Origin of the sequence: Knoellia sp. 3-2P3 (genome assembly GCF_029223115.1) — a bacterium.
GTDB lineage: Bacteria > Actinomycetota > Actinomycetes > Actinomycetales > Dermatophilaceae > Pedococcus_A.
The window spans coordinates 440,501-462,396 of sequence record NZ_JARGZE010000003.1; the positions used below are offsets into that span (position 1 = coordinate 440,501).

General features: G+C 71.9%; 17 protein-coding genes. 5 read left to right on the plus strand and 12 right to left on the minus strand.

Going from position 1 to position 21,896, the window contains the following annotated elements:
• Window positions 1-22 precede the first annotated feature (22 nt).
• The 4 genes from P0Y31_RS12190 to P0Y31_RS12205 form a co-directional block, all read right to left on the minus strand.
• A complete protein-coding gene (locus tag P0Y31_RS12190; protein ID WP_275869694.1) occupies window positions 23-775 on the minus strand; it encodes an SDR family NAD(P)-dependent oxidoreductase in 753 nt (250 codons plus the stop codon).
• The gene (locus tag P0Y31_RS12195; protein ID WP_275869696.1) at window positions 769-2,115 is read right to left on the minus strand and encodes an FAD-binding oxidoreductase; all 1,347 of its coding nucleotides are present in this window, start codon (window positions 2,113-2,115) and stop codon (window positions 769-771) included. Before P0Y31_RS12195 ends, P0Y31_RS12190 begins: the two co-directional genes overlap by 7 nt.
• Complete coding sequence (locus P0Y31_RS12200; RefSeq protein ID WP_275869698.1) at window positions 2,112-2,969, minus strand: decaprenyl-phosphate phosphoribosyltransferase; 858 nt, start codon at window positions 2,967-2,969, stop codon at window positions 2,112-2,114. The genes P0Y31_RS12195 and P0Y31_RS12200 overlap by 4 nt, the downstream gene beginning before the upstream one ends.
• A gap of 92 nt (window positions 2,970-3,061) precedes the next feature.
• A complete protein-coding gene (locus tag P0Y31_RS12205) occupies window positions 3,062-3,481 on the minus strand; it encodes a DUF3516 domain-containing protein (protein WP_275869701.1) in 420 nt (139 codons plus the stop codon).
• Between the two features lie 485 nt (window positions 3,482-3,966).
• Between P0Y31_RS12205 and P0Y31_RS12210 the strand changes: the two genes are divergently transcribed.
• The 3 genes from P0Y31_RS12210 (at window position 3,967) to P0Y31_RS12220 (ending at window position 9,425) form a co-directional block, all read left to right on the plus strand.
• The gene (locus P0Y31_RS12210) at window positions 3,967-4,902 is read left to right on the plus strand and encodes a peptidoglycan DD-metalloendopeptidase family protein (protein WP_275869703.1); all 936 of its coding nucleotides are present in this window, start codon (window positions 3,967-3,969) and stop codon (window positions 4,900-4,902) included.
• 124 nt (window positions 4,903-5,026) lie between these two features.
• Complete coding sequence (locus P0Y31_RS12215; protein ID WP_275869705.1) at window positions 5,027-8,260, plus strand: BTAD domain-containing putative transcriptional regulator; 3,234 nt, start codon at window positions 5,027-5,029, stop codon at window positions 8,258-8,260.
• A gap of 142 nt (window positions 8,261-8,402) precedes the next feature.
• Entirely contained in the window at window positions 8,403-9,425 is a 1,023-nt protein-coding gene (locus P0Y31_RS12220; protein ID WP_275869708.1) for a calcium-binding protein, read from the plus strand.
• 223 nt (window positions 9,426-9,648) lie between these two features.
• On the opposite strand, the gene P0Y31_RS12225 is transcribed toward P0Y31_RS12220, so the two are convergent.
• The 4 genes from P0Y31_RS12225 to P0Y31_RS12240 are packed head-to-tail and all read right to left on the minus strand — an operon-like array spanning window position 9,649 to window position 15,042.
• Complete coding sequence (locus P0Y31_RS12225) at window positions 9,649-12,204, minus strand: DEAD/DEAH box helicase (protein WP_275869710.1); 2,556 nt, start codon at window positions 12,202-12,204, stop codon at window positions 9,649-9,651.
• Window positions 12,201-13,379 carry an SIS domain-containing protein gene (locus tag P0Y31_RS12230; protein WP_275869713.1) on the minus strand — a complete coding sequence of 393 codons (1,179 nt, stop codon included), beginning with the start codon at window positions 13,377-13,379 and terminating at the stop codon, window positions 12,201-12,203. Before P0Y31_RS12230 ends, P0Y31_RS12225 begins: the two co-directional genes overlap by 4 nt.
• 11 nt (window positions 13,380-13,390) lie before the next feature.
• Window positions 13,391-13,600: a hypothetical protein gene (locus P0Y31_RS12235; RefSeq protein WP_275809801.1), complete on the minus strand. Its 210-nt coding sequence runs from the start codon at window positions 13,598-13,600 to the stop codon at window positions 13,391-13,393.
• Complete coding sequence (locus P0Y31_RS12240; RefSeq protein WP_275869716.1) at window positions 13,597-15,042, minus strand: phosphomannomutase/phosphoglucomutase; 1,446 nt, start codon at window positions 15,040-15,042, stop codon at window positions 13,597-13,599. The genes P0Y31_RS12235 and P0Y31_RS12240 overlap by 4 nt, the downstream gene beginning before the upstream one ends.
• Before the next feature lie 96 nt (window positions 15,043-15,138).
• Here P0Y31_RS12240 and P0Y31_RS12245 point away from each other — a divergent pair, with 96 nt between their 5' ends.
• Window positions 15,139-15,669 carry a YbaK/EbsC family protein gene (locus P0Y31_RS12245; RefSeq protein ID WP_275869719.1) on the plus strand — a complete coding sequence of 177 codons (531 nt, stop codon included), beginning with the start codon at window positions 15,139-15,141 and terminating at the stop codon, window positions 15,667-15,669.
• Window positions 15,670-15,687: 18 nt separating this feature from the next.
• Here P0Y31_RS12245 and P0Y31_RS12250 read toward each other — a convergent pair whose 3' ends face one another.
• Window positions 15,688-16,083, minus strand: coding sequence for a DUF3499 domain-containing protein (locus tag P0Y31_RS12250; RefSeq protein ID WP_275869721.1), 396 nt, complete (start codon window positions 16,081-16,083; stop codon window positions 15,688-15,690).
• Window positions 16,084-16,143: 60 nt separating this feature from the next.
• On the opposite strand from P0Y31_RS12250, the gene P0Y31_RS12255 reads away from it, so the two are divergent.
• Complete coding sequence (locus P0Y31_RS12255; RefSeq protein WP_275809814.1) at window positions 16,144-16,611, plus strand: metallopeptidase family protein; 468 nt, start codon at window positions 16,144-16,146, stop codon at window positions 16,609-16,611.
• Window positions 16,612-16,755: 144 nt separating this feature from the next.
• Here P0Y31_RS12255 and P0Y31_RS12260 read toward each other — a convergent pair whose 3' ends face one another.
• Genes P0Y31_RS12260 through P0Y31_RS12270 form a run of 3 tightly spaced genes read right to left on the minus strand, consistent with a single transcriptional unit; the run spans window position 16,756 to window position 21,785 of the window.
• The gene (locus tag P0Y31_RS12260; RefSeq protein ID WP_275869724.1) at window positions 16,756-18,249 is read right to left on the minus strand and encodes a DUF5719 family protein; all 1,494 of its coding nucleotides are present in this window, start codon (window positions 18,247-18,249) and stop codon (window positions 16,756-16,758) included.
• Complete coding sequence (locus P0Y31_RS12265; RefSeq protein WP_275869726.1) at window positions 18,246-21,485, minus strand: glycosyltransferase; 3,240 nt, start codon at window positions 21,483-21,485, stop codon at window positions 18,246-18,248. Before P0Y31_RS12265 ends, P0Y31_RS12260 begins: the two co-directional genes overlap by 4 nt.
• Before the next feature lie 36 nt (window positions 21,486-21,521).
• Window positions 21,522-21,785: a WhiB family transcriptional regulator gene (locus P0Y31_RS12270; protein ID WP_275809821.1), complete on the minus strand. Its 264-nt coding sequence runs from the start codon at window positions 21,783-21,785 to the stop codon at window positions 21,522-21,524.
• Between the last annotated feature and the right edge of the window lie 111 nt (window positions 21,786-21,896).

The window sequence follows — 21,896 nt, forward strand, 5'->3', positions numbered from 1 at the left end:
CGCAGGGACGTTTTCGCGATAATCACAGAGAAAGTCGGCGAAAGATGGTCCGAGGGATGTACCGAACTAGGATCATCACTGCTCGCAGATGCGTGGGAACCCAGATCGTGCGGGTTCCCTTGCCCGTGTTCCTGACGATCGCATTTGCCACGTCAGAGGCAGTCACGGAGAAGGGAGCGGGCTTCATCCCCTCGGTCATCTTCGTGTGCACGAAGCCTGGTCGCACAACGATGACACTCACCCCGGAGCCATGGAGGTCGTCACCCAAACCTGTCGCGAAGGCGTCTAGCCCGGCTTTGCTGGCTCCGTACAGATAGTTCGACCTTCTGGGGCGCTCCCCAGCGACGGAGGAGAGCACCACTATGACGCCGTGGCCTTGCTGTCGCATCATCCGTGAGACGGCCGTCAGCACCGAGACGGCACCAGTGAAATTCACACTGACTACTCGCGCAGCCTCCACGGGGTCCTCGACGGAACTCTGCGGTGGCAGGACTCCGAAGGCAACGACAACGACGTCCAGGTCACCGTCCTCGAACATTCCAGCCACCGTCTCAGAGTGTCGTTCCGGTTGTTCGGCGTCGAAGGCCACGCGTCGAATGAGCGCCGGATCGATGCCAAGATCGCCGTCCGGGCTCGCCGGCGTCGATGGACGCTCGGCCAACACCACGCGCTCCAGGCTCCCTGCTGAAGCGAACGCCTTGACCGTTGCTCGGGCGATGTCGGAGGTTCCCCCGAACACGGCAATGGACTGGGGGAATCCGAATGCGTTCAACAAAGCTGAAGCCTCCTCGAAAGGTCTGAAACGAAAATGCCTCGGGGATCCAAGGTCGCCCTCAGTTCACGCCAACGCTCGAGTTGGGGATACATCTGCGGCAAGAGACGTGCATTCATGCGGGCGTCCTTTGCAAGGTACACCCGGCCCCCACCAGCGACGACCATTTCATCTAGCCGATCGAGGACGCCCGCAAGTTCACGGGTCGCTGGAAAGTCCACTGCAAGGGTCCAGCCTTTTGTGGGAAACGACAACGGAGCACCGGATGCCGGGCCGAACCTCTTGAGCACGGCCAAGAACCCATAGTTCGAGTTCCGCTGAAAGCATTCGATAACCTCCCGGACGGTGCGCTCATGTGGTACGGCAAATTGGTACTGCACAAATCCCCTAGGGCCGTAGGCCCTGTTCCAGGCGTTGACGACGTCAAGCGGGTAGAAGAACGAAGAGATGCTCTCGTGGCTCGTTCTCGGGCGCAGAGGAGCGCGGTGGTAGTAGATCTGGTTGAAGAGCCTCATGCCCGCAGGTGACAGTAGATTGAAGGGTGGCGTCGGCGGTGCCGCAACGGCCAAGCCTTGGGAGAAGCGCGCCAGCGCAAGTGGGCTCCTGCCATGATCATCCAGCGAGGCTGGCGGGGCATGCTCGCCGCTGGACACAACTCCACGCCCGAGATGCTTTCCGTGCGCGAGCGTGTCGAGCCACGCGACCGTGTAGCGGTGCGTCTGGTCCGCATCTGCCAGAGCGCCCATCGTCTCGTCCAGGTCCGCGGTCCTCCTGGTACATACCCGCATGCTTGCCGTCTGAATGGGAACGAGACGGAGCCGGGCCCTCGTGATCACGCCGCTCAGGCCCATTCCGCCGATCACAGCGTCGAAGAGGGGCTCCTCACGCCTCAGCGTGCGCAGCGCGCCCGTTCCATCTACAAGATCGATCTCCACGACATGCGCCCCAAGACTCCCATCCCGGTGATGGTTCTTGCCATGGACGTCGGCAGCCAGGCCCCCACCGATCGTTATATGCTTGGTACCAGGCGTCACTGGCACAAACCAGCCTCGCGGAACCACGTGGGTCAACAGTTCGCCGACGCTGAGGCCCCCATGAAGGTCCACCTGCCCGTCTGGGCCGATCTCACCCACGGGCGAGGTGCGGAGCCGCAGGGTACGACCTCCAGAATTCTGCGCTGCATCGCCATAGCTGCGGCCCAAGCCGCGAACCAGCAAACCGCGTTCTCCGCGATAGCCACGTATGGCTGCTGAGACACTTTCGGCGGTCTCGTCATCGGTGACCAGCGAGCTGGTGAAGTTGGTCCGGCCCCATCCAGATAGCAGGGTTTCGTCGCCCTTCACAGGAAGATCCCAGCGGAGAAGGTGAGTAGCCACAAGGCCCCGAGAGCTTGAAGGGTCGGGTCTCGGAGAACAACTTCCTCAGGCTCTTCAGCTCGCCCCTGGTCGGTATCCAAGGCATACCGGAGAATGGCCAAGACGAAGGGGCCCACGCTGATGGCTGTCCACAGCCCCCCAGAGTGGGCAGCGCCCACTTCAAACGCCCAAAGACAATAGCCAGTTATCGTGACGCCTGCGGAGACCGACAAGATCATCCGAAGATAGGACAACGGATAGAAGGTCAGGCTGCGCCGGACCATAGGGACCGGCTGCGACTCTGCAGCCAACTCGGACAGCCGCTTTCCGGCGACCATGAACATCGATGCGAACGCAGTGACGATGAGGAACCACTTGGAGAGGGGAATCTGCGTCGCCGCTCCCCCACCCACGGCTCGAACGATGAACCCTCCCGCGACCAGCCCCAGCTCCAGGACCGGCTTGTGCTTAAGGCCGGTGCAGTAGAGCACCGTCAGTCCGAGGTAGCTGGTCACGGCCCAACGCAGGGGTGCGGGACTGGCAAGGACTAGCGCTCCCGCCGCAAGGGCTGCTGCCAAGGTGAGCGCTACCCAAGGTCTGACCAAGCCAGAAGCGACCGGCCGCGAACGCTTCACTGGATGCAGGGCGTCGGCCCCTGCGTCAAGCACGTCATTGAGGCAGTACGTGGCGCTGCTCGCCAACGCAAAGACCGCGAACGCCCGGAGAGTCTGAGAGGCCACGCCTGGCTCGAGGAGCTCCCCCGCCGCCAGCGGGGCTGCGCCCACCAGCACGTTCTTGATCCATTGCTTTGGCCGCAGAAGCCGTAAAACCGCCCATATCACGCCGCGAAGATAGCGGCGTCAGGCACCCCGAGCGAGGGATACGCGTTAAGTCTGCCCGATCACCCGAGTGGGCCCCGACTCGGGTCGCACGTTCAACCACCGCTCGGATTCGAGGTCACGCTTGCAGCGGATGCCGGCCCCAGCAGGTCCGACTGACGGCTTGGGCCCCATAGTCGGTGCCTACACAGCGGCTGACGGGCGAAGTCCTTGATCGTGACAGCCGCCTCGCCAGCCTCGTCTGATCCCGGGAGGTCGACGACCGCGGGGATGGCCCAGTCGTGGTCGCCCTCGGGGTCGACGCTGACCTGTCGCACCAGCCAGCGCCCCGGCTCCCGGGTCACCTGCAGGAGAGCCGGTCCGCGCGCATCCGGCCGGGGCCGGATCGAGTCGTACTCCTCGAAGTAGTCCTTGATCGCCGACGGCCAGCGCTCGGCGTCCCACCCGGAGCCAACATGCAGCTCGCCCAGGTCGTTCCACCGGCGCAGCGCGGCCAGCTCGACGCGCCGGAACATGCCGTGCGCACGAGCACCCGGAAGCCCCGCTCGTTGGAGGTGATCGGCCGTGGCTCGTCCCCCGCTCCCCCGGGCCGGACCTCAGCGGCAGCAGCCAGCGCAGCGACCGCCGCCGGTTCGGTCAGCTGCTCCCACTCGTCCAGCAGGCTCGAGTCGGCCTGCCGCGACCTCACCGCGCGCCTCGAACTGCTGCGCCAGCAGCACCTGCCGCGGGCGATCGAGGGAGCCCTGTCCCAGCACCTCAGCGGTTCAGCCGACGATCGGCGCGTCCGCGTTCACCGACGTGTTACGAGTCAACAGCTCGTCCTGACCGATCAGGTTCGAGTCCGTCGAGCGCCAGGTTCGCCATCTATCGGCGGCGCCGAGCAAGGTGCTCGCATCGCTCCGCAGTGGAATCGCAGCGACTCCGCAGCGCCCCCCGAAACCGTGGGTCCCGTCGAACTCCGGCAGCGGCACCTGCCCGCTGCAACCAGAAGGGACAACCCATGAGAACTTCCATCACCAAGCGCACCGGCTCGCGACGCGCCGGTCTCGTGACCGTGGCAGCGGCGCTCACGCTCGCGATCGCACCCGGCGTGGCGTTCGCCGCGGTGCTCGAGGGCGACGGCGGCAACAACGAGATCCACGGCACCGTCAACGCCGACACCATCAACGGCTTCGGCGGGCAGGACCGCCTGTTCGGCAGCGACGGCCCTGACATCGTCGACGGTGACAACGGCGCCGACCACGTCGTCGGCGGCGACGGCAACGACGAGGTCATCGGCGACGACGGCGAGGACGAGATGTTCGGCGGGACCGGCGCCGACATCATGCGCGCCCGCGACGGCATGGCCGACCGCATCAACTGCGGAGACGGCGCGGACACCGTGTTCGCCGACTCCCAGGACCTCTTCCCGACGGCCACCAACGCCGACCCCAAGGGCAACTGCGAGGACATCAACTGGGTCAACCCGACCGTCCTCCCCATCGCGCTGGCCGACATGCCCGAGGGCAAGGCCGGTCTCGACGACCCGCACCACGACTACCCCTCCTCTGACCTGCAGGCCCCGGCCGGCGCGAACATCCGTGCCCTGCGCGGTGGCCATGTCGAAGCGGCCGGCTGGGCGCCGCTCGGCCAGGGCTGGTGCGGCTACGGCGTCGTGATCCGCGGCATCGGCGGCGGGCAGTACATGTACTGCCACATGCTCGACGCGCCCGACGTCTCGGCTGGCCAGGGCATCAGCCCGGGACGCAAGATCGGTGACGTGGGCAGCACCGGCCAGTCCTCCGGCAACCACCTCCACCTGCAGGTGTGGAAGGGCAGCATGCAGAACGACGGCTACTACAACAGCGTCTGCCCGCAGAAGATGCTGACCGCCATCGCCAACGACAACCCGGTCCCCCTCCCCAAGGACCTGCCCTCCACCGGCTGCACCTACTGACGGCAGGCACCTCCACCTAGCACCCACACGGCCGACATGGCGCCGCGGAGCTCGCGGCGCCATGTTGGTCTGCCATTGGTAAAGAGGTAGTGACACCGTCACTTTCGTCCCATATGTTCCGCCTGTGCCGATTCCAGAGGCTGCCGAAGGTGCCGTCGAGTTACGGGTGCTGGGCCAGGTGGAGCTCTGTCTGCGGAGCGACCAGCCGGTCCGCCTCAGCGGGCTCGAGCGCGGGCTGCTGTCCCTCGCCGCGTTCGGCGGCGGCCTCACGACCACCAGCCTCAGCGAGTGGCTCTGGGGCGACGCCCCACCGCCCTCAGCCCGCAACCGCGTCCAGGCCCTCGTGAGCGGCATCCGCCGCAAGGCTGGCGGCGCGGGCAACACGGTGCTCCTCACCGACGGCTCGGGCTACCGGCTCGACGCCCGCCTTCGCGTCGACCTCACCGCGTGGGAGCAGCTGGTATGCCGCGCGCGCAGCGCCCGCGCGGAGGCGCCTCTGGAGAGCCTGCACCTCTACGAGCAGGCTCTCGGCCTGTGCACCGAGAACCCCTTGCAGGGCGCTCCCGAGACGGCCGCGGTGCAGCTCGAGCGCGACCGCCTCTCCCACGCCCGCCTCACCGTGCTTGAGGAGCGCATCGACACCGCCTTGGGTGTCGGGCGCCTCGACGGTCTGGTGGCCGACCTCGCCGCCCTGACGAACCGGCACCCCTACAACGAGACCTTCCTCGCCCAGTTCGTGCTCGCCCTCGCCGCCTGCGGCCAGCAGGCAAAGGCGCTCGAGGTCTATCGCTGCGCCTACCACCGGCTCGACGACGAGCTCGGCGTCGAACCGTCGCCTCGCCTGAAGGAGGCCCATCACCGGGTGCTTGCCGGCGACGTGCCCCATCCTGCGATGGTGTCGACTGGATCCGTTGCAGGAGAGCCGCAGCCGCAGCCAGCACCCTCCGAGCCAGAGACGCCAGAGAGGCCGGACCCTGCTCCTACGGACGCCACTGCACGTTCTTCGCGCGAGGTCGACGAGGTCGTCACCGAGTCCCTCCCTGCGCCGGCTTCCGCTGTGGGGACGGCGCTGCCCACGCCGAGGACGCTGCCCCGGAGGCCGCACGGGTTCCTCGGTCGCGACCCCGAGCTGGAGGCCGTTACCGCCGCAGCAGCGAGCAGTACGGGCTCAGCAGCCACGGTGCTCGTCACTGGCCTCGCGGGAGTCGGCAAGAGCGCCCTCGCCGTGGAGGCCGGTGCCCGCCTGCGCGAGACCTTCCCCGGTGGCACGCTCTACGTCGACGTCTCGAGCGAGCAGAGCACCGGCGAGACCGACTCCGTCATCGCCGTGTTCCTGCACCTCCTCGGCGTGATGCCCGAGGCCGTGCCCGAGACCCCCGCTGCCCGAGCCGGCCTCTACCGCTCGCTCATCGACGGCCGCCGGTTGCTCGTCGTGCTCGACAACGTGGACCACCGCGGCGAACACCTCGACGAGAGCCTGCTCGCCCTCCTGCCCACCTCCGTGGGGTCGATGGCCATCGTGACCTCCCGCACTCCCCCGTCGCGCCTCCAACCCACGCACCACGTGCGCCTGCGGCCTCTCCCGACGGAGCACGCTGTGCGGCTCCTGGCCGAGGTGGCCGGAACCGAGCGCGTCGAGGCGGACCCGGCTGCCGCTCGGGAGCTGACCCGCCACACGGGGTGCCTGCCGCTGGCCATCCGGCTCGTGGGCGGCAGGCTCGCGCAGCGCCCCGACCTCAGCGTCCGGCGGATGGCCAGGAGGCTGCAGGACATCGCTCGAGGACTCGACGACATCGAGACCGGCGGCTCTGAGAACGCCTCCGTGCGGGCCAGCCTGACCATCGTGTGGGACCGGCTCCCCGAGCGCACCCGGCGCACCGCTGCCCTGCTGGCCGTCCTGCCCATGGAGACGTTCTCCCCGTGGGTGCCGCAGGCCCTGCTCGATGACGAGGTCGCGGGTGAGCGGGCGATGGACGCCCTCATCGACGCGAGCTTCGTCGAGCCGGTGATCGTGCCGGGCCACGAGGCCCAGTACCGGCTGCACAACCTCGTCGCCCGCTTCGCTCGCGAGCACGCTCCGGTGGGCGAGGACGACGCCGAGGCCGCCATGCTCGCCGTCAGCTCCTGCCTGCTGGCACTGGTCGAAGGCCACCGCGAGTCCTTCCCCCTCCAGTTCCTGCCGGCTGCCCCGCCACCCCGGGACGCGGAGCAGGACGGGTGGCGCGCACCGATCGAGGTCGAGGCCGGTCTCGACGCCGACGAGGCCCGCGAGGGCTGCATGACCGCCCTGGAGGCCGTGCGGTCCTGTGCCCGTGCGATCGCCCCCCACCGACCACAGCTGGCCTGGCGACTGCTGGCCGCCGCGGGCAACGCCCACCACCTCTCGCCCGACCACGCAACGTGGCTGGCTGCCTGCGAGTCGGTCACTGCTGGGCTCTCGCAGGTCTGTGAGGACCAGCGACTGGGCAGGGCGATGCTCTCTCTGGCCAAGGCCTGGCACCTGCACGACCACCTGGGGCGATCGGCCCCAGCTCTGGCGCTGGCCTCCCAGGCCCGCCGCGACCTCACCCTGCTCGGCGCAGGGACGCAGGCCGCGGCCGCGGGGCTGGTCGCCTCACATGCTGCCCTGGCCGTCGGGCGCCGGGAGACCGCGGAGGACGAGCTGGCGAAGGCGACGGACCTGCTGTCCCGCCACCCCGACCGGGTGCTCGAAGGCTGGACGCACATCGTGCGGGGAGAGCTCCACAACGACTACGACGAGCTGGAGCAGTCGCGACGGGAGTTCACGACGGCACGCGAGCTGCTCGACGACTGCCCCGACCGGCTCGCCCATGCACTGGCGACCGTCTTCCTGTCGCGCACCTGCCGGCGCCTCGGCCAGCTCGGACTGGCACAGCAGCTGGTGCGCGAGTCGCTGGTGGCTCTGCAGCGCTTCGGCGCCGAGCACCTCGTCACGGTGGCCCTCGACGCGAGCGCCGAGGTGGAGGCAGCTCTCGGTGACGGTGCAGCGGCCCTGGAACACGCCACTGCCGCGCACCAGCGTGCGGTCGCCGCCCAGGACGCCTTCCTGACGGCGCGCACCAGCCGGACCCGCGGTCGCGCACTCCTCGCTCTGGGACGACTGGCCGAGGCCGCCGACGAGTTCCGTCGCTCGGTCGACGCCTTCGCCGTGCTGGGCCGCGACCTCAGCGTCGCGGGCACGCTGCGGGACCTCGCGCACGTCCAGCGACTGCAGGGGCAGGCTGCGGCAGCCAAGGAGTCAACCCGCCGCGAGCAGGCGGCGCTGGCCCGTGCCGGAGTCGTCCCCGACGAGGTCGACCTCGCCGAGCACCAGCCGGCAGGCGGCCTGCTGCGTTGAGCCACGACGCGTAGCGCATCCGCAGCGGTTTCGCAGCGGCGCCCGCGACGGTCTCCTCAGGGCCCACCGCACCGGTGGGCCGGAGCAGGCGGCGACCACGCGGCACACGAGGGTCGCCGACACGGACCCAAGGAGCACCACCATGAAGCGCACCTTCAGCCGCGTCACGGGCACGACAGTCCTCGCCGCGGCGATCCTCGCCAGCGGGCAAGCGGCCTACGCGGCCACCTGGACCGGCACCGACGCCGACAACACCAAGGAGGGGACCAGCGCCGCCGACACGTACTACGGACGAGGCGGCAACGACCACCTCGAGGGTGCCGGTGACAACGACGACCTCTACGGCGAGGACGGCAACGACACCCTGTTCGGCAACACGGGTGCTGACCGGCTCTTCGGCGGGGCCAACCCCGACCGGCTCTACGGCGGCCCAGGACGCGACGTCATCGACGGCGGCTCCGGTGACGACCGGCTGTACGCCGACGACGACACGGACTCCAGCACCTCCGGCAGCGGCGACACGGTGCGCGGCGACTTGGGCAACGACACGATCTTCACCCGTGACGGCGAGGTCGACGTGGTGCAATGCGGCGACGGCACGCGCGACGTCGTGATCGCCGACAACGTCGACGAGGTGGCCGGCGACTGCGAGAGGGTCGCCCGGGCGGCCGAGCGCAGTGGTGAGGCCGACGCCCTCGCCGAGCGTGCGACGGAGTGGGCGAAGGCCTTCATCGGTCTCGACGAGAAGCAGCTCTACAACCTGGGGTACTGGCAGGTGTGGACCGAGCGCACGGGCAACGCCAGCGGCACGCCCGGCTCTCCGGAGTGGTGCGGCATCTTCGCCCACGAGGCCTACTTCCAGGCTGGCCGCGACCTCCCCAACGAGATGGACTACACCAACTGGCTCTACAGCACGACGAGCCCGGCGTTCTCCACGGTCGCCTCCGAGGGCAACATCAAGCGGGGCGACCTGCTCCTCTTCGACTGGAACGGCGACAACGACCCCGACCACATCGGCATCGCCGCCAAGGACTACGTGGAAGGCGACGGGGGCAAGGTGCAGGTCGTCTCGGGCAACAGCAGCATGCCGGACGGTGGCCCGAACGGTGTCGACCTCGACACCAACACCTTCGGGGAGATCATCAAGGTGCGCCGGGTCAACTGACCCCGAACACACGCCCTCGAGCGGGTCGCGACGGGAGGGGGTCGCGGCCCGCTCGCCGTGTGAGCGGAGTGCGGTCATCTCGTGACTGCTGCCGAGGAAACCTGAGATCTCCGTTGCCCCGCAGGACGAAACTGCTGGCACCGGCAGCGTCTCTGCTCGACCTGCCCAACGCAGAGGATCTGCAGCGCGTGCAGTAGCCGGCTCGACGCAGACGTCGGGTGGGCTACTCGCGCTCGGCTGCGAACCCGCCGACCGGTCCGAAGGCGGTGACAGAGACGACGGCCTCGCCAGCCTGGTCCGAAGCGGCCAGGTCGACCACCGCCGTGATCGCCCAGTCGTGGTCGCCCTCGGGATCGTCGATGACCTGCCGCACCAGCCAGCGCCCCGGCTCCCGGGTCACCTGCAGGAGAGCCGGCCCGCGTGCGTCGGGGCCGGTCCCGATCGAGTCGTACTCCTCGAAGTAGTCCTCGATCGCCTCCCGCCACCGCTCGGCGTCCCACCCGGAGTCGGCATCCAGCTCGCCCAGGTCGTTCCACCGGCGCAGGGCGGCCAGCTCCACCCGCCGGAACATGGCGTTGCGGACGAGCACCCGGAAGGCCCGCTCGTTGGAGGTGATCGGCCGCGGCTCGTCTGCCGCTCCCCCGGGCCTGACCTCAGCGGCACCAGCCAGCGCGGCGACCGCCGAGGGGTCGGTCAGCTGCTCCCACTCGTCCAGCAGGCTCGAGTCGGTCTGCCGCACCACCTCGCCCAGCCACTCGATGAGGTCCGAGACCTCCTCGGTCTTCAGTGAGTCCGGCACGGTCTGGCGCAGCGCCTTGTAGGCGTCCGAGAGGTACCGCAGCACCAGACCCTCGGAGCGCGACAGCCCGTAGTAGGCGACGAACTCGCCGAACGTCATGGCGCGCTCCCACAGGTCACGCACCACCGACTTCGGCGACAGCGGCGTCTCGGCCACCCAGGGGTGCCCCTGCCGGTAGGTCTCGAACACCGCCTCGAGCAGCTCCTGCAGCGGCTTGGGCCAGGTGACGTCGTCGAGCAGCTCCATCCGCTCGTCGTACTCGATGCCCTCGGCCTTCATCTCCGCGACGGCCTCGCCACGGGCCTTGAACTGCTGAGCCATCAGCACCTGGCGCGGGTCGTCGAGCGTCGCCTCCACCACCGAGAGCACGTCGAGGGCGTAGGTCGGGGACTCGGGATCGAGCACCGAGAAGGCAGCCAGCGCGAAGGGCGACAACGGCTGGTTGAGCGCGAACCCGAACTGCAGGTCCTCGACCAGCCGCACCGTCCGGCCGTCGTCATCCGGGGAAGGGAGCCGCTCCACCACCCCCGCCGTCAGCAGCGACCGGTAGATCTGGATCGCCCGCTTCGACAGCCGGGCCTGCCGGCGCGGGTCCTCGTGGTTGTCGCGCAGCAGCTTCGCCATCGCCAGGTAGGGATCGCCCTCTCTCGCAAGGACGTTCAGCAGCATCGAGTGGCTCACCTGCATGCGCGAGACCAGCGGCTCCGGCTCGGCCTCGACGAGCCGGTGGAACTGCTCCTCCGTCCAGGTCACGAAACCCTCGGGCGGCTTCTTGCGCTGCACCTTGCGCTGCTTCTTGGGGTCGTCGCCCGCCTTCTGCAGCGCCTTGTGGTTCTCGATGACGTGCTCCGGCGCCTGCACGACAACGGATCCCGAGGTGTCGTAGCCGGCCCGACCCGCGCGTCCCGCGATCTGGTGGAACTCGCGCGCCTTGAGCAGCCGCTGCCGCGACCCGTCGAACTTCGTCAGCCCGGTCAGCACCACCGTGCGGATCGGCACGTTGATGCCCACCCCCAGGGTGTCGGTGCCGCAGATGACCTTGAGCAGCCCGGCCTGCGCCAGCTGCTCGACGAGCCGCCGGTACTTGGGCAGCATCCCCGCGTGGTGCACCCCGATCCCGTGCCGCACGAGGCGCGACAGCGTCTTGCCGAACCCGGCCGAGAAGCGGAACCCGCCCATGAGAGCAGCGATCTCGTCCTTCTCGGCCCGGGTGCAGACGTTGATCGACATCAGCGCCTGCGCCCGCTCCAGCGCCGCGGCCTGCGTGAAGTGCACGACGTAGACCGGCGCCTGGTGCGTGGTCAGCAGCTCCTCGAGCGTCTCGTGCAGGGGCGTCAGCGCCCACGAGTACGACAGCGGCACCGGCCGCTGCGCCGACGTCACCACCGCGGTCGTGCGCCCGGTGCGACGAGTGAGGTCCTTCTGGAACGGCGTGACGTCACCCAGCGTCGCCGACATCAGCACGAACTGGGTGCGCGCCAGCTCGAGCAGCGGCACCTGCCAGGCCCACCCCCGGTCGGGCTCGGAGTAGAAGTGGAACTCGTCCATCACCACCTGCCCGATGTCGGGCGAGGCCCCCGTGCGCAGGGCGATGTTGGCCAGCACCTCAGCGGTGCAGCAGATGATCGGCGCGTCCGCGTTGACGGAGGCATCTCCGGTCAGCATCCCCACGTTGGCCGGTCCGAACAGGTCGCACAGCGCGAAGAACTTCTCCGACACCAGCGCCTTGATCGGTGCCGTGTAGTAGGTCCGCACACCAGCGGCCAGCGCGGCGAAGTGGGCCCCGGTGGCGACCAGGCTCTTCCCCGACCCGGTCGGGGTCGACAGGATCACGTTGGACCCCGTCATCACCTCGATGAGCGCCTCCTCCTGCGCCGGGTAGAGCGTCAGGCCCTGCGAGGAGGCCCAGGCGACGAACGCGTCGAACAGCGAGTCGGGGTCCCGCTGCCCCTGCGGCGGGAGGTGGTCGAGCAGCGTCACTGGCGGCCCGAGCGCAGGCCGGCGACGTGCGGCGCCACGGCCGGGTCGAGCCCGAGGCCGAGGGCGAGGTAGGTGGCGGCGAAGTCGGTCGTGGCGATCTGGCCAGCCAGGCGCACGAGGGGGTGACCCGGCTCGGCCGTCACCTGCGAGACCCGCACGCCGGTCTCGCGGGCCGACTCCACGACCGCCTCGGTCAGGGCCTCGGCCTCGGCGACCTCGGGCGAGGGGTTCTCCGGCACGGCGTCGCGCAGCATGAGCAGGCCCAGTCGCGGCGGCGTGGGCCCGTCGAGGTAGGGGTCGGCGAAGACGTCGTCCGCCGCGCGACCTGCCGAGCCGCTGCCGAAGGCCGCCGTGAAGGGACCGTCGAAGCAGGCCACGATCTGGGAGGCGGCGTCCGGCAGCTCACCGGACGTCGCCGGCATACGGGCGGTGCGCGCCAGCATCGAGGCCGCGCGCGAGGCGGCCACGCCGTTGAGCGGCCCGTCGCCGAGCACCACGGGCACGGTGTCGGCGAGGTCGACGGCGAGCACCTTGGCCGGGTTGACGAAGGACTCCGACGAGGGCCGGCAGGCGTCCGCGCGCTCGTCGAGCCGGTCGGCCACCGCCTCGAGCACGGCGGCGTCGACGTCGGCCAGCCCGAGGTGGCCGGCGGCGAGCATGACGGGGGCGAGCATCGCCCACAGGTGGGTGCGCGAGCCGTCGCGGTCGTTGCCGACGTCGATGTGCACGCCGTGGGCACGGGCGCACACGTCGGCCAGCGGCGACTCGTCAGCCCCCACCGTCAGCAGCGACGCCCCCCGCCGCCCCGCCTCGGCCGCCAGCGCCAGCGGTCCGGCGGCGCGCCCCGACTGCGACACCGCGATGACGAGGTCGAGCGGCCCCACCCAGCCCGGCAGCGGCACGTTGCGGCGCACGCTGACCGGCACCGGCGAGCCGGGCTCGGCCAGCGTCTCCAGCACGTCGCACACGACGGCCGTGCCGCCGAGCGAGGCCACGAGCACCGACCGCGGACGCTGTCCCCCGCCGACCCGCTCGATGCCCGCCTCCTGCGACAGGGTCAGCGCCAGGCGCACCTGGGCACCGGCCATCGCGAGCGAGCGCAGGGTGCCGTGGGAGTCGAGGGCGGCACACGCCTCCTCGCTGTCGAAGCGCGCCTCGTCGAGCAGCGGTGCCATCGCGATGCCCGTCAGCCGGGCTTGCGGGCTTCGTCGACGAGGAGGACGGGCACGCCGTCGTCGATGCGGTACTGCAGACCGCAGGCGGGCGTGTTCGTGCAGTGCAGCTCGGGCGACCCCGACGGCCCCTGCGCGTCCGCGAGCTCGGCATGGCACGCCGGGCAGCGCAGGATCTCGCGCAGCCAGGGCTCGACCAGGGGTGCGCCGGCCTTGTCGGTCATCGGGCCTCTCCTCTCACCAGGGCCAGGACGTCGTCCCGCACCCGCTCCATTGTGGCCTCATCGGCGGCCTCCACGTTGAGTCTCAGCAGGGGCTCGGTGTTCGACGCGCGCAGGTTGAACCACCACATCGGGTCTCCTTCTCCCCCACGGTGGGTCGCGGTCAGCCCGTCGAGGGTGTCGAACTCCGCCCCCCGACCCGCAGCCCACTCTCGCACCATCTCGGTCGTGCCCGCAGCATCAGCGACCGTCGAGTTGATCTCGCCGGACGCGGCATACCGGCTGTATGCCGCGGTGAGCCGGCTGAGCGGCTCGTCCTGGGTCCCCAGGGCGGCGAGCACGTGCATCGCCGCGAGCATCCCCGTGTCGGCGAACCAGAAGTCGCGGAAGTAGTAGTGGGCGCTGTGCTCGCCGCCGAACACCGCCCCCGCCCGCGCCATCTCCGCCTTGATGAACGAGTGCCCGACCCGGGTGCGCACGCCCACCGCGCCGGCCTCGTCGATGATCTCGGGGACCGCCGCCGAGGAGATGACGTTGTAGACGATGCTGACCTTCTCGGCCGGGGTGCCGGCGGCCGCCTCGCGGGCCACCTCACGGGTCGCCACCAGCGCGGTGATGGCGCTCGGGCTGACCGGCTCGCCCCGCTCGTCGACGACGAAGCAGCGGTCGGCGTCGCCGTCGAAGGCCAGGCCGATGTCGGCGCCGTGCTCGCGGACCGCGGCCTGCAGGTCGCGCAGGTTCTCGGGCTCGAGCGGGTTGGCCTCGTGGTTGGGGAAGGTGCCGTCGAGCTCGAAGTAGAGCTCGACCACCTCGAGCGGCAGGGCGTCGAGCCCGGCGGCGGTGCCGAGCACGGCGGGGACCGTGTGCCCGCCCATCCCGTTGCCGGCGTCCACGACGACCTTGAGCGGCCGGACGTTCGAGAGGTCGACGAGCGAGCGCAGGAACCCGGCGTAGTCGGCCAGCACGTCGCGCTCGGTGACGGTGCCGGTCTCGGTGTCCTCGCGGGCGAAGGAGTTGCCGCCGTCGAGGATGGCCTGGCCGAGGTCGCGGATGTCGGCCAGGCCGGAGTCCTGCCCGACCGGCCGGGCGCCGGCGCGGCACAGCTTGATGCCGTTGTACTGCGCCGGGTTGTGGCTCGCGGTGAACATCGCGCCGGGCAGGTCGAGCGCGCCACTGGCGTAGTAGAGGCCGTCGGTGCTGCACAGGCCGATGAGCACGGCGTCGACCCCGTGCGAGGCCACGCCGTCGGCGAAGGCCCGCGAGAGCTCGGGCGACGAGGGCCGCATGTCGTGGCCGATGACGACGGCCTCGGCCCGCTCCGGCAGCGCGACCACCTGCGCGAAGGCCGAGCCCAGGGCGTAGGCGACGTCGACGTTGAGCTGGTCGGGCACGACGCCACGGACGTCGTAGGCCTTGATGAAGTCGGCAAGCACGGGGGCGGTCACGCCGAAACCCTAGCGGTGCGGCGCCGGCGCCCACGTGGCGGCGCCGCCGAGGCCTTCCCCTGCCCTGCCCGGCGCGTCTGCGGTTAGGGTCCGAACGTGACTGCCGAAGGACACCTGAGCTGGACGCCCGCCCACGACCCCACCCAGCAGGCACTGCTCGCGCCGCCCGTGGCCCTGGCCGTCCACGCCCTCCCGGGCGCGAGGGTCGCCCCCATCGACCCGGACCTCGCCGACACGGCCGCCTTCTGCGCGGCCTACGGCTCCCCCCTCGAGCACTCGGCCAACTGCGTGGTCGTGGCCGGCCGGCGGGCCGGCGAGGTCAGGTATGCCGCGGTGCTGGTGCTCGCGACCATGCGCGCCGACATCAACGGCGTCGTCCGCCGGCACCTCGACGTGCGCAAGATCTCCTTTGCCCCGCAGGACGAGGCGGTGGAGCTCACCGGCATGGAGTTCGGCGGGATCACCCCCGTGGGCCTGCCCGCGTCCTGGCCGGTGCTCATCGACCCCGCGGTCGTCGAGGCCGGCGACGTCGTCATCGGCAGCGGCATCCGGGCAAGCAAGCTGCTCGTGCCGGCGGCGCAGATCGCCGACCTGCCCAGCGCGCAGGTGCTGCCGCTGGCGCTGTAGGGCCTGGCGCCTTGGGGGTCAGAGGTCGCGCAGGACGCGCAGGTGACCGCGGCGGCCGGTCTCGACGGCCCCCGAGCGGGTCTCGTCGGTGCGGCCGACCTGGCCCGGCACCACGGTCGGCGTGGGGTGCTCGGTCAGGCGGGGCTTGCCGGCCTCGCGCACGGCGTTGGCGAGGGCGAGCAGGTCGTCGTGGGTGGGCTCCGGCTCGACGTACTCCCCCGACAGGCGAACGACCTCCCAGCCCCGGGGCGCGGACAGGCGCTCGGCGTGGACGGTGCACAGGTCGTAGGTGTGCGGCTCGGCGTAGGTCGCGAGCGGGCCGACGACGGCCGTCGAGTCGGAGTAGACGTAGGTCAGGGTCGCGATCGCGGCGTTGGGGCACGCGGTGCGCGAACACCTCCTCGTCAGACTCACGCGGGGACTCTAAACCACGACCGGCCGGATCCTGCAACGGCACGCCGTAGCATGGCGGGCATGACGGCTGCCGGCTCCTCCGCGAGCTCCTCCCGCGCCGCTGCGGTCCCCCCGCGGCTGCGCCGGGACCGCCGGGGCCGGGGCCGCCGCGGCCCCCTCGCCTGGCCGGCCGTGCCCGCGATGGCCTCGCGCCGCGAGCAGTTCGACGAGCTCGTGCTCGACGCCGCCTCCCGCCTCGAGCCGCGCCTGGGCCCGCAGTACCCGGAGGTCGAGTTCGCCGTCGAGGACGTGCCCCCGAGCGACCCGGCCCCGTGGGAGAGCGCCGTCGTGCCCCTGGGCCGACTCTTCCCCGCCCAGGGCAAGCTGCCCGCCCGCATCGTCGTCTACCGGCGACCCGTCGAGAGCCGCGCCCACGACACCCGCGAGCTCACCGCGATCGTGCAGGACGTGGTGGTCGAGCAGGTGGCGGCGCTGCTCGGGGTCTCCCCCGCCGAGCTCGACCCCCGCTACGGCGACGACCTCGACTGACTGCTCGGGCTGCTCCGTGAGCCCACCACCCGGCACATCCCCGTATGCCGCGGGGCTGCGTTGGCGGCACACCCCGGGCTTTGGTGTGGTGGTGAGCAAAGCGAACCGAGGGTTCGGGTTCTGTGAACCCCAGGTTCACTTTCGCTACTGGGGCACCTCGAGCAGGCCCACGCTGGTCGTCCGCAAGGTGGCGTCCGACAGCGGCATCACGGCGATGAGCTCGCCGCGGGAGTCCTCGCCCCCGGCGACCACGCCCGCCCGCACCTGACCCTTGCCCGAGAGGCGGTGCACCCACACCGTGGTGGCCCCCGCCAGGTCGACGGTGGCCGCGGAGTCGGCCCGCACGCTCAGGCGACGCGAGGTCGCCCTGCCCGAGGCGTCGGTCGTCACCACCTCGACGCCGGCGCCGGCGCCCGTGCTGGTCAGGGCGAGGGAGAGGTCGAGCGGGTTGCCCGCCAGGGTGTGGGCGGGCAGGGGCGCACCGGCCACACCCCGGATCGGGGCGGTGGACGTCGTCCAGGCGAAGTCGCCCACCGTGGTGGTGCCACCCCGGCGCTGCACGCCCACCCCAGCGACGACGGGCACGTCCGCCCGCACCTGCACGCCGTAGGTGCCCGTTGGCAGGCCCTTCAGGCTGATGTTGCGCACTGCCCCGCCCGGCACCCGCACGACGCCGTCCCGGGGCAGCGCCCGCGGGCCGGAGGGGGTCAACGCGCGGGCCTGCACGACGGCCTCACCGTCGCCCGGCACGGCCACGCGCAGCGCCGCGTACCCGTCGACGGCGACGGCAGGCACGACCTGCTCGCGCGAGGGTGCCGCGGCCGCGACCGCGTCGTCGCTGCCCGCGGCGACCGAGCCGTCGAGCCAGCGGTCGTTGAGCACCGCGTGCACCACACCGCCCTGGGCCACGACGTGCACGACCGGCGACGCCTCGGCCCCGGAGATCGAGTCGAGCAGCACCACCGTCCGCCCCCGCGACGGGACGACGATGCCCTTCCCGACGGGCGACTCGACCGCGCCCTCGGCGCCGTGGAGGGTGAGGTCGACCGTGACCGGGTTCTCCCCCGGGTTGGTCAGCACGAGCCGCTCCTGGCGACCGGCCGCACCGGCCCCGGCGACGAGCCAGGCGTCCGCGCTCGGCTGGCCGCACGGGGTCATGCCGAGGCTGCGGTTGTCGCCGTCGGGCACCAGCCACGACTGGGTGGCCGCCAGGCCCGGGGCCATCGACTGCTGCCCGCGCACCATGACCGGGGCCGCCTCGGACAGCGGCGTGGTCGCCACCAGGCCCCGAGCCGTCGTCCTCGCGCGGACCGAACCGCCGTCGAGGCCCGTGAGCACGAAGGCCCCCTCCTCCTTCGGCAGCGCCAGGCCGGTGAGCACGCGCACCGGCGCGGCGGAGGCGGCGACCGTCACGTCGACCGGGAGGTCGCCGAGACCGGCGAGGCCCTTCATCTCGGGACCGGAGCAGACCAGCGCCGCGCTGCGCACGGTGCTCATCCCGCCGTCGGTGCTGGTGTCGGCGTTGCCGGACGGCCCCAAGGCCACCGCGCCGGGAGCCTGCATGGCGGCATACACGAGTCCGGCACCGGCGCCGGCTGCGAGCACGGTGCGGGCGATGCCCTTGACAGAGACGATCACGAGCGGCTCCTGGTGCGGCGGCCGCCGACGGGCAGCGCGACGAACGCCACGGCGACGAGGAGTGCGAGCTGCGCCCACCGCCACAGCGGGTGGGTGGGAAGGACCTCGACCACGAGCCGGCCCGGCTCGGCGGGCAGCGCGTAGGTGGGCTGGGCGGCCCCGGGGTCTGCCCGCAGCACCTCGCCCTCGTAGGTGACCCGCGCGTGCTCGGCCCACTCGGCCGGCTCGGCGACCACCAGGCTCGCGCCGCGCCCGGGCGACAGCGACGTGGCGGTGCGTCCGTGGTCGCCGGTGACCTCCACCTCGCGGGTGACGCCCTTGGCGTCGACGAGCCGGGCCCGGGAGGGAGCGAGGGTGCCCTCGGCCGCCCGATCGGGCAGCACCCGCCAGAACATCACGCCGTGGTGCTCGCCGAGCCGGGACAGGCCAGCCGTGGCGTCGAGCGCGCGGATGGTGGGGTCGGTGTCCTCGGCGCGCAGGCCGACGAAGCCGACGGCGTGGTCGGACAGCGCTGCGGCGGGTTCGGGCGAGTCTGGCGAGCCGCCCTGCTCGAAGAGGCGGCCGACCGCCTGCGCCAAGCCGGTGCGGTCCGGCAGCTGGGCCGCGGTGAGCGGCAGGTCGCGGGTCACGCCAGAGACCTCCCGGCCGAGCAGCTGGTAGCGCACCTGGCCGTCGGCGGGCTCGAGCAGCAGCATCCGGTTCGACAGGGTGCCCTCGGCCTGGTCGATGGCGACGGCGGGCCGGGGGTCGTCCCAGGCGGAGAGCTCGGTGCCGACGGCCTTCCACGCGGTCCAGCCGGTGCTGGCCAGCACCGCCACGACCACTGCGGCGCCCACCGGCCAGCGGGCCACGGCGAGCCAGCCACCGGACGAGCGCCGCACCGGCAGCCGGTCGGCCCCCAGCAGTGCCGCCGCCAGGAGTGCCAGCACGTAGACGAGCAGACCGGCGCCGGGCCAGGCCAGGATCGGCTCACCGGCCGCCTCGAGGCCCTCCGGCACGGTGCCGAGCTGCAGGCGCGGCGCCGCGAGCCCGAACGCCAGCCCGACGAGGGCGAGCAGGGCGAGGAAGGTGGCGGCCGCCGACCGCGGGCCGCAGCGCAGCAGTCCCACCAGTCCGGCCAGCACGAGCGGGGCGGTGAACAGCACCGGGTGGGAGCCCGGCCCCCCGGGGTGGGCCAGGGCGATCTCCCACGGCTGGGCGCTGGCCGCGCCCCACAGGGCGAGGCCGGGACCGGAGAGCAGCCGGTGCGGTGCCTCGACGAGCGCCAGGAGCCAGGGCCCCATCAGCGCCGGCGGCAGCACCAGCAGCACGAGCCCGCGCACCCGGGGCCCGGTGCCGCGGCCGAGGACGACGAGCACGAGGGACGCGGCGGCGACCAGGACGAGCATGGCCGGGACGAACGCGGCGAGCACGGCAGCGGCCAGCACCGTGGCCGCCGTGGCCGTGGCGCTGCTGCGGCGGCGGGTGGCGAGCGCGAAGCCCGCGGCGACCGCAGGCAGCAGGATCGCCGCGACGACGCCGCCGAGCCGGCCGGCGCCGACGGCGGTGGCGACCACGGCGGTGCTCGACCACGCCAGGGCAGCCAGCGCGCGCGGCCACGGCGAGCGGGTGACCACCCGCGCCGACAGGTATGCCGTGAGCGTGGCAAGCGGGAAGGCGAGGCCGACCAGCGCGGCCACCGTCGCGCCCACGGGTGAGGCGGCCGGCGTGGACCACGGCAGGTGCTCCCCGAGCCAGGCCAGCGCGGCGACCACCGCGAGGTAGGGGCCCTGCTCCCCGGCGAAGCCCGAGGCGGCTCCGTGCCAGCCGTCGAGCCAGGCGTGCCAGAGGGTGCGCGAGTCGGCCCGCACCCCGACGAGCTCGCCGCCGACCAGGCCGCTCTCGAGCCGACCGGCGAAGCCGCCCGGCAGGTGCCGGCCTGCGAAGAGCGTGACGACGGAGGCCACCGCGACCGCGAGGACGCCCGGGTTGCGCAGGACGCGGGAGACCCACGACGCGGAGAGGACGTGCAGGTCCATCGCCTCGTCCGAGACGGGCCCGCTCTCGAGGGCCTCGACCGGCGTGTGGGCCCGCTGCGCGGGACCGCGCTCGAGCACCACCTGGTCGTGCACGAGGTCCGCGGTGTGGCGCATCGCCGAAGCAGGGCGGATGAACAGGCCGGACAGGTCGCGGCGCCGCAGCGTGCGGCTGCCGCGTGAGCGCCACCGCGCGCCCAGGCTGCGCCACGGGTCGAGCAGCGCGCCGACGTCGGACAGCTCCCGCCAGGCGGCCCGGGGCTGCTTGGCCACCAGGAGGACGAGTCCCCCGAGCACCGCGCTGGCCGCGACCCACAGGGCGAGGAACGGCGCGGCCGGCAGCGAGCACCGGGTGAGCGCGACGCGGCGGGCTGCGCGGCGGCGCGACGCGACGCCCTCGCCGCTGCGCGGTCGCGTGCGCACGACCGCGCGCGGGACGACGACCACGCGGTGACCGGCCTGGTGGGCCCGCCAGGAGAGGTCGAGGTCGGCGCCGAAGTCGCCGAAGGCCGGCTCGTGGCCGCGCAAACCGTCGAGGAGGTCGCGCTCGAGCAGCATGCCCTCGAACGGCACGGCCAGCACGTCGGTGCGCCGGTCGTACTGGCCCTGGTCGGGCTCGCCCGGCCACGGCGAGGGAATGATGCGCCCCGCGCGGGTGAGCTGGATGCCCACCGACTCCAAGGTGCGCGGGTCGTCCCAGCGCACCAGCTTCGGCCCGGCGGCGCCGACGGAGGGCGAGCGGCGCACGGCGTCGAGGAGGCGGGCCAGCGCCAGCGGGTCGGGGGCGGCGCCGTCGGTGAGCAACCAGAGGTGCTCGACCACGTCGGCCGGCTGGGCGGAGTCCGGCGAGGCTGGGGAGTCGGAGGGGCCCGCGTGCTCGGAGGAGTCGGAGGGGCCCGCGTGCTCGGAGGAGTCGGAGGGGCTCGCGAGCGCGGCGCGGACCGCGGACCCGAGGGAGGTGCCGGGCGCCACCGTGGTGAAGCGGATGTCAGCAACGGCGTCGCGGAGGGCCGCGTGACCCCGGACCGTCTCGACGGCCTCGCCGTGGGCCCCGTCGTCGACCACCAGCAGCCGCTCCGGCGTGCGGGTCTGGCGGGCAAGGGAGTCGAGGACCTCGCCGACCCAGGGGCCGGGGTTGCGGAGCACCAGCACCGCGGTCACCGTGGCGGTGGCTGCGGCAGCTCCGTTGCGGGCGTGGGCGTGCGCTGGGGCGAGCGTCATGCGTTCTGCGTCAGGTGCGGTGTCGCCGGGTGGCGACTAGACCGCACGCTTCTTCAGCTTGCGGCGCTCCCGCTCGGAGAGCCCGCCCCAGATGCCGAAGCGCTCGTCGTTGGCGAGGGCGTACTCGAGGCACTCGGCCCGGACCTCGCAGCCGACGCAGACCTTCTTGGCCTCGCGGGTGCTGCCGCCCTTCTCGGGGAAGAACGCCTCCGGGTCGGTCTGAGCGCACAGGGAGCGCTCCTGCCAGGACAGCTCTGCCTCGTCAGCTGAGCTGACGGAGACCAGTTGAAGTTCGTGCACGGTTCCCTCCTCGACCCGGTGGTTGCCCCGCTGTGCGTGATCGAGACAACGATGGAATTACACGCGTGTCATACGTGTTTCGTCAAGCGGAAGTCTGATATTTGCCCCGTA

Excerpts from the sequence above, each read along its gene's own strand:
- P0Y31_RS12205 (WP_275869701.1), bottom strand. The coding sequence starts at position 3,481 with ATGTTCCGGCGCGTCGAGCTGGCCGCGCTGCGCCGGTGGAACGACCTG.
- P0Y31_RS12210 (WP_275869703.1), top strand. The coding sequence starts at position 3,967 with ATGAGAACTTCCATCACCAAGCGCACCGGCTCGCGACGCGCCGGTCTC.
- P0Y31_RS12220 (WP_275869708.1), top strand. The coding sequence starts at position 8,403 with ATGAAGCGCACCTTCAGCCGCGTCACGGGCACGACAGTCCTCGCCGCG.
- P0Y31_RS12230 (WP_275869713.1), bottom strand. The coding sequence starts at position 13,379 with ATGGCACCGCTGCTCGACGAGGCGCGCTTCGACAGCGAGGAGGCGTGT.
- P0Y31_RS12235 (WP_275809801.1), bottom strand. The coding sequence starts at position 13,600 with ATGACCGACAAGGCCGGCGCACCCCTGGTCGAGCCCTGGCTGCGCGAG.
- P0Y31_RS12255 (WP_275809814.1), top strand. The coding sequence starts at position 16,144 with ATGACGGCTGCCGGCTCCTCCGCGAGCTCCTCCCGCGCCGCTGCGGTC.
- P0Y31_RS12265 (WP_275869726.1), bottom strand. The coding sequence starts at position 21,485 with ATGACGCTCGCCCCAGCGCACGCCCACGCCCGCAACGGAGCTGCCGCA.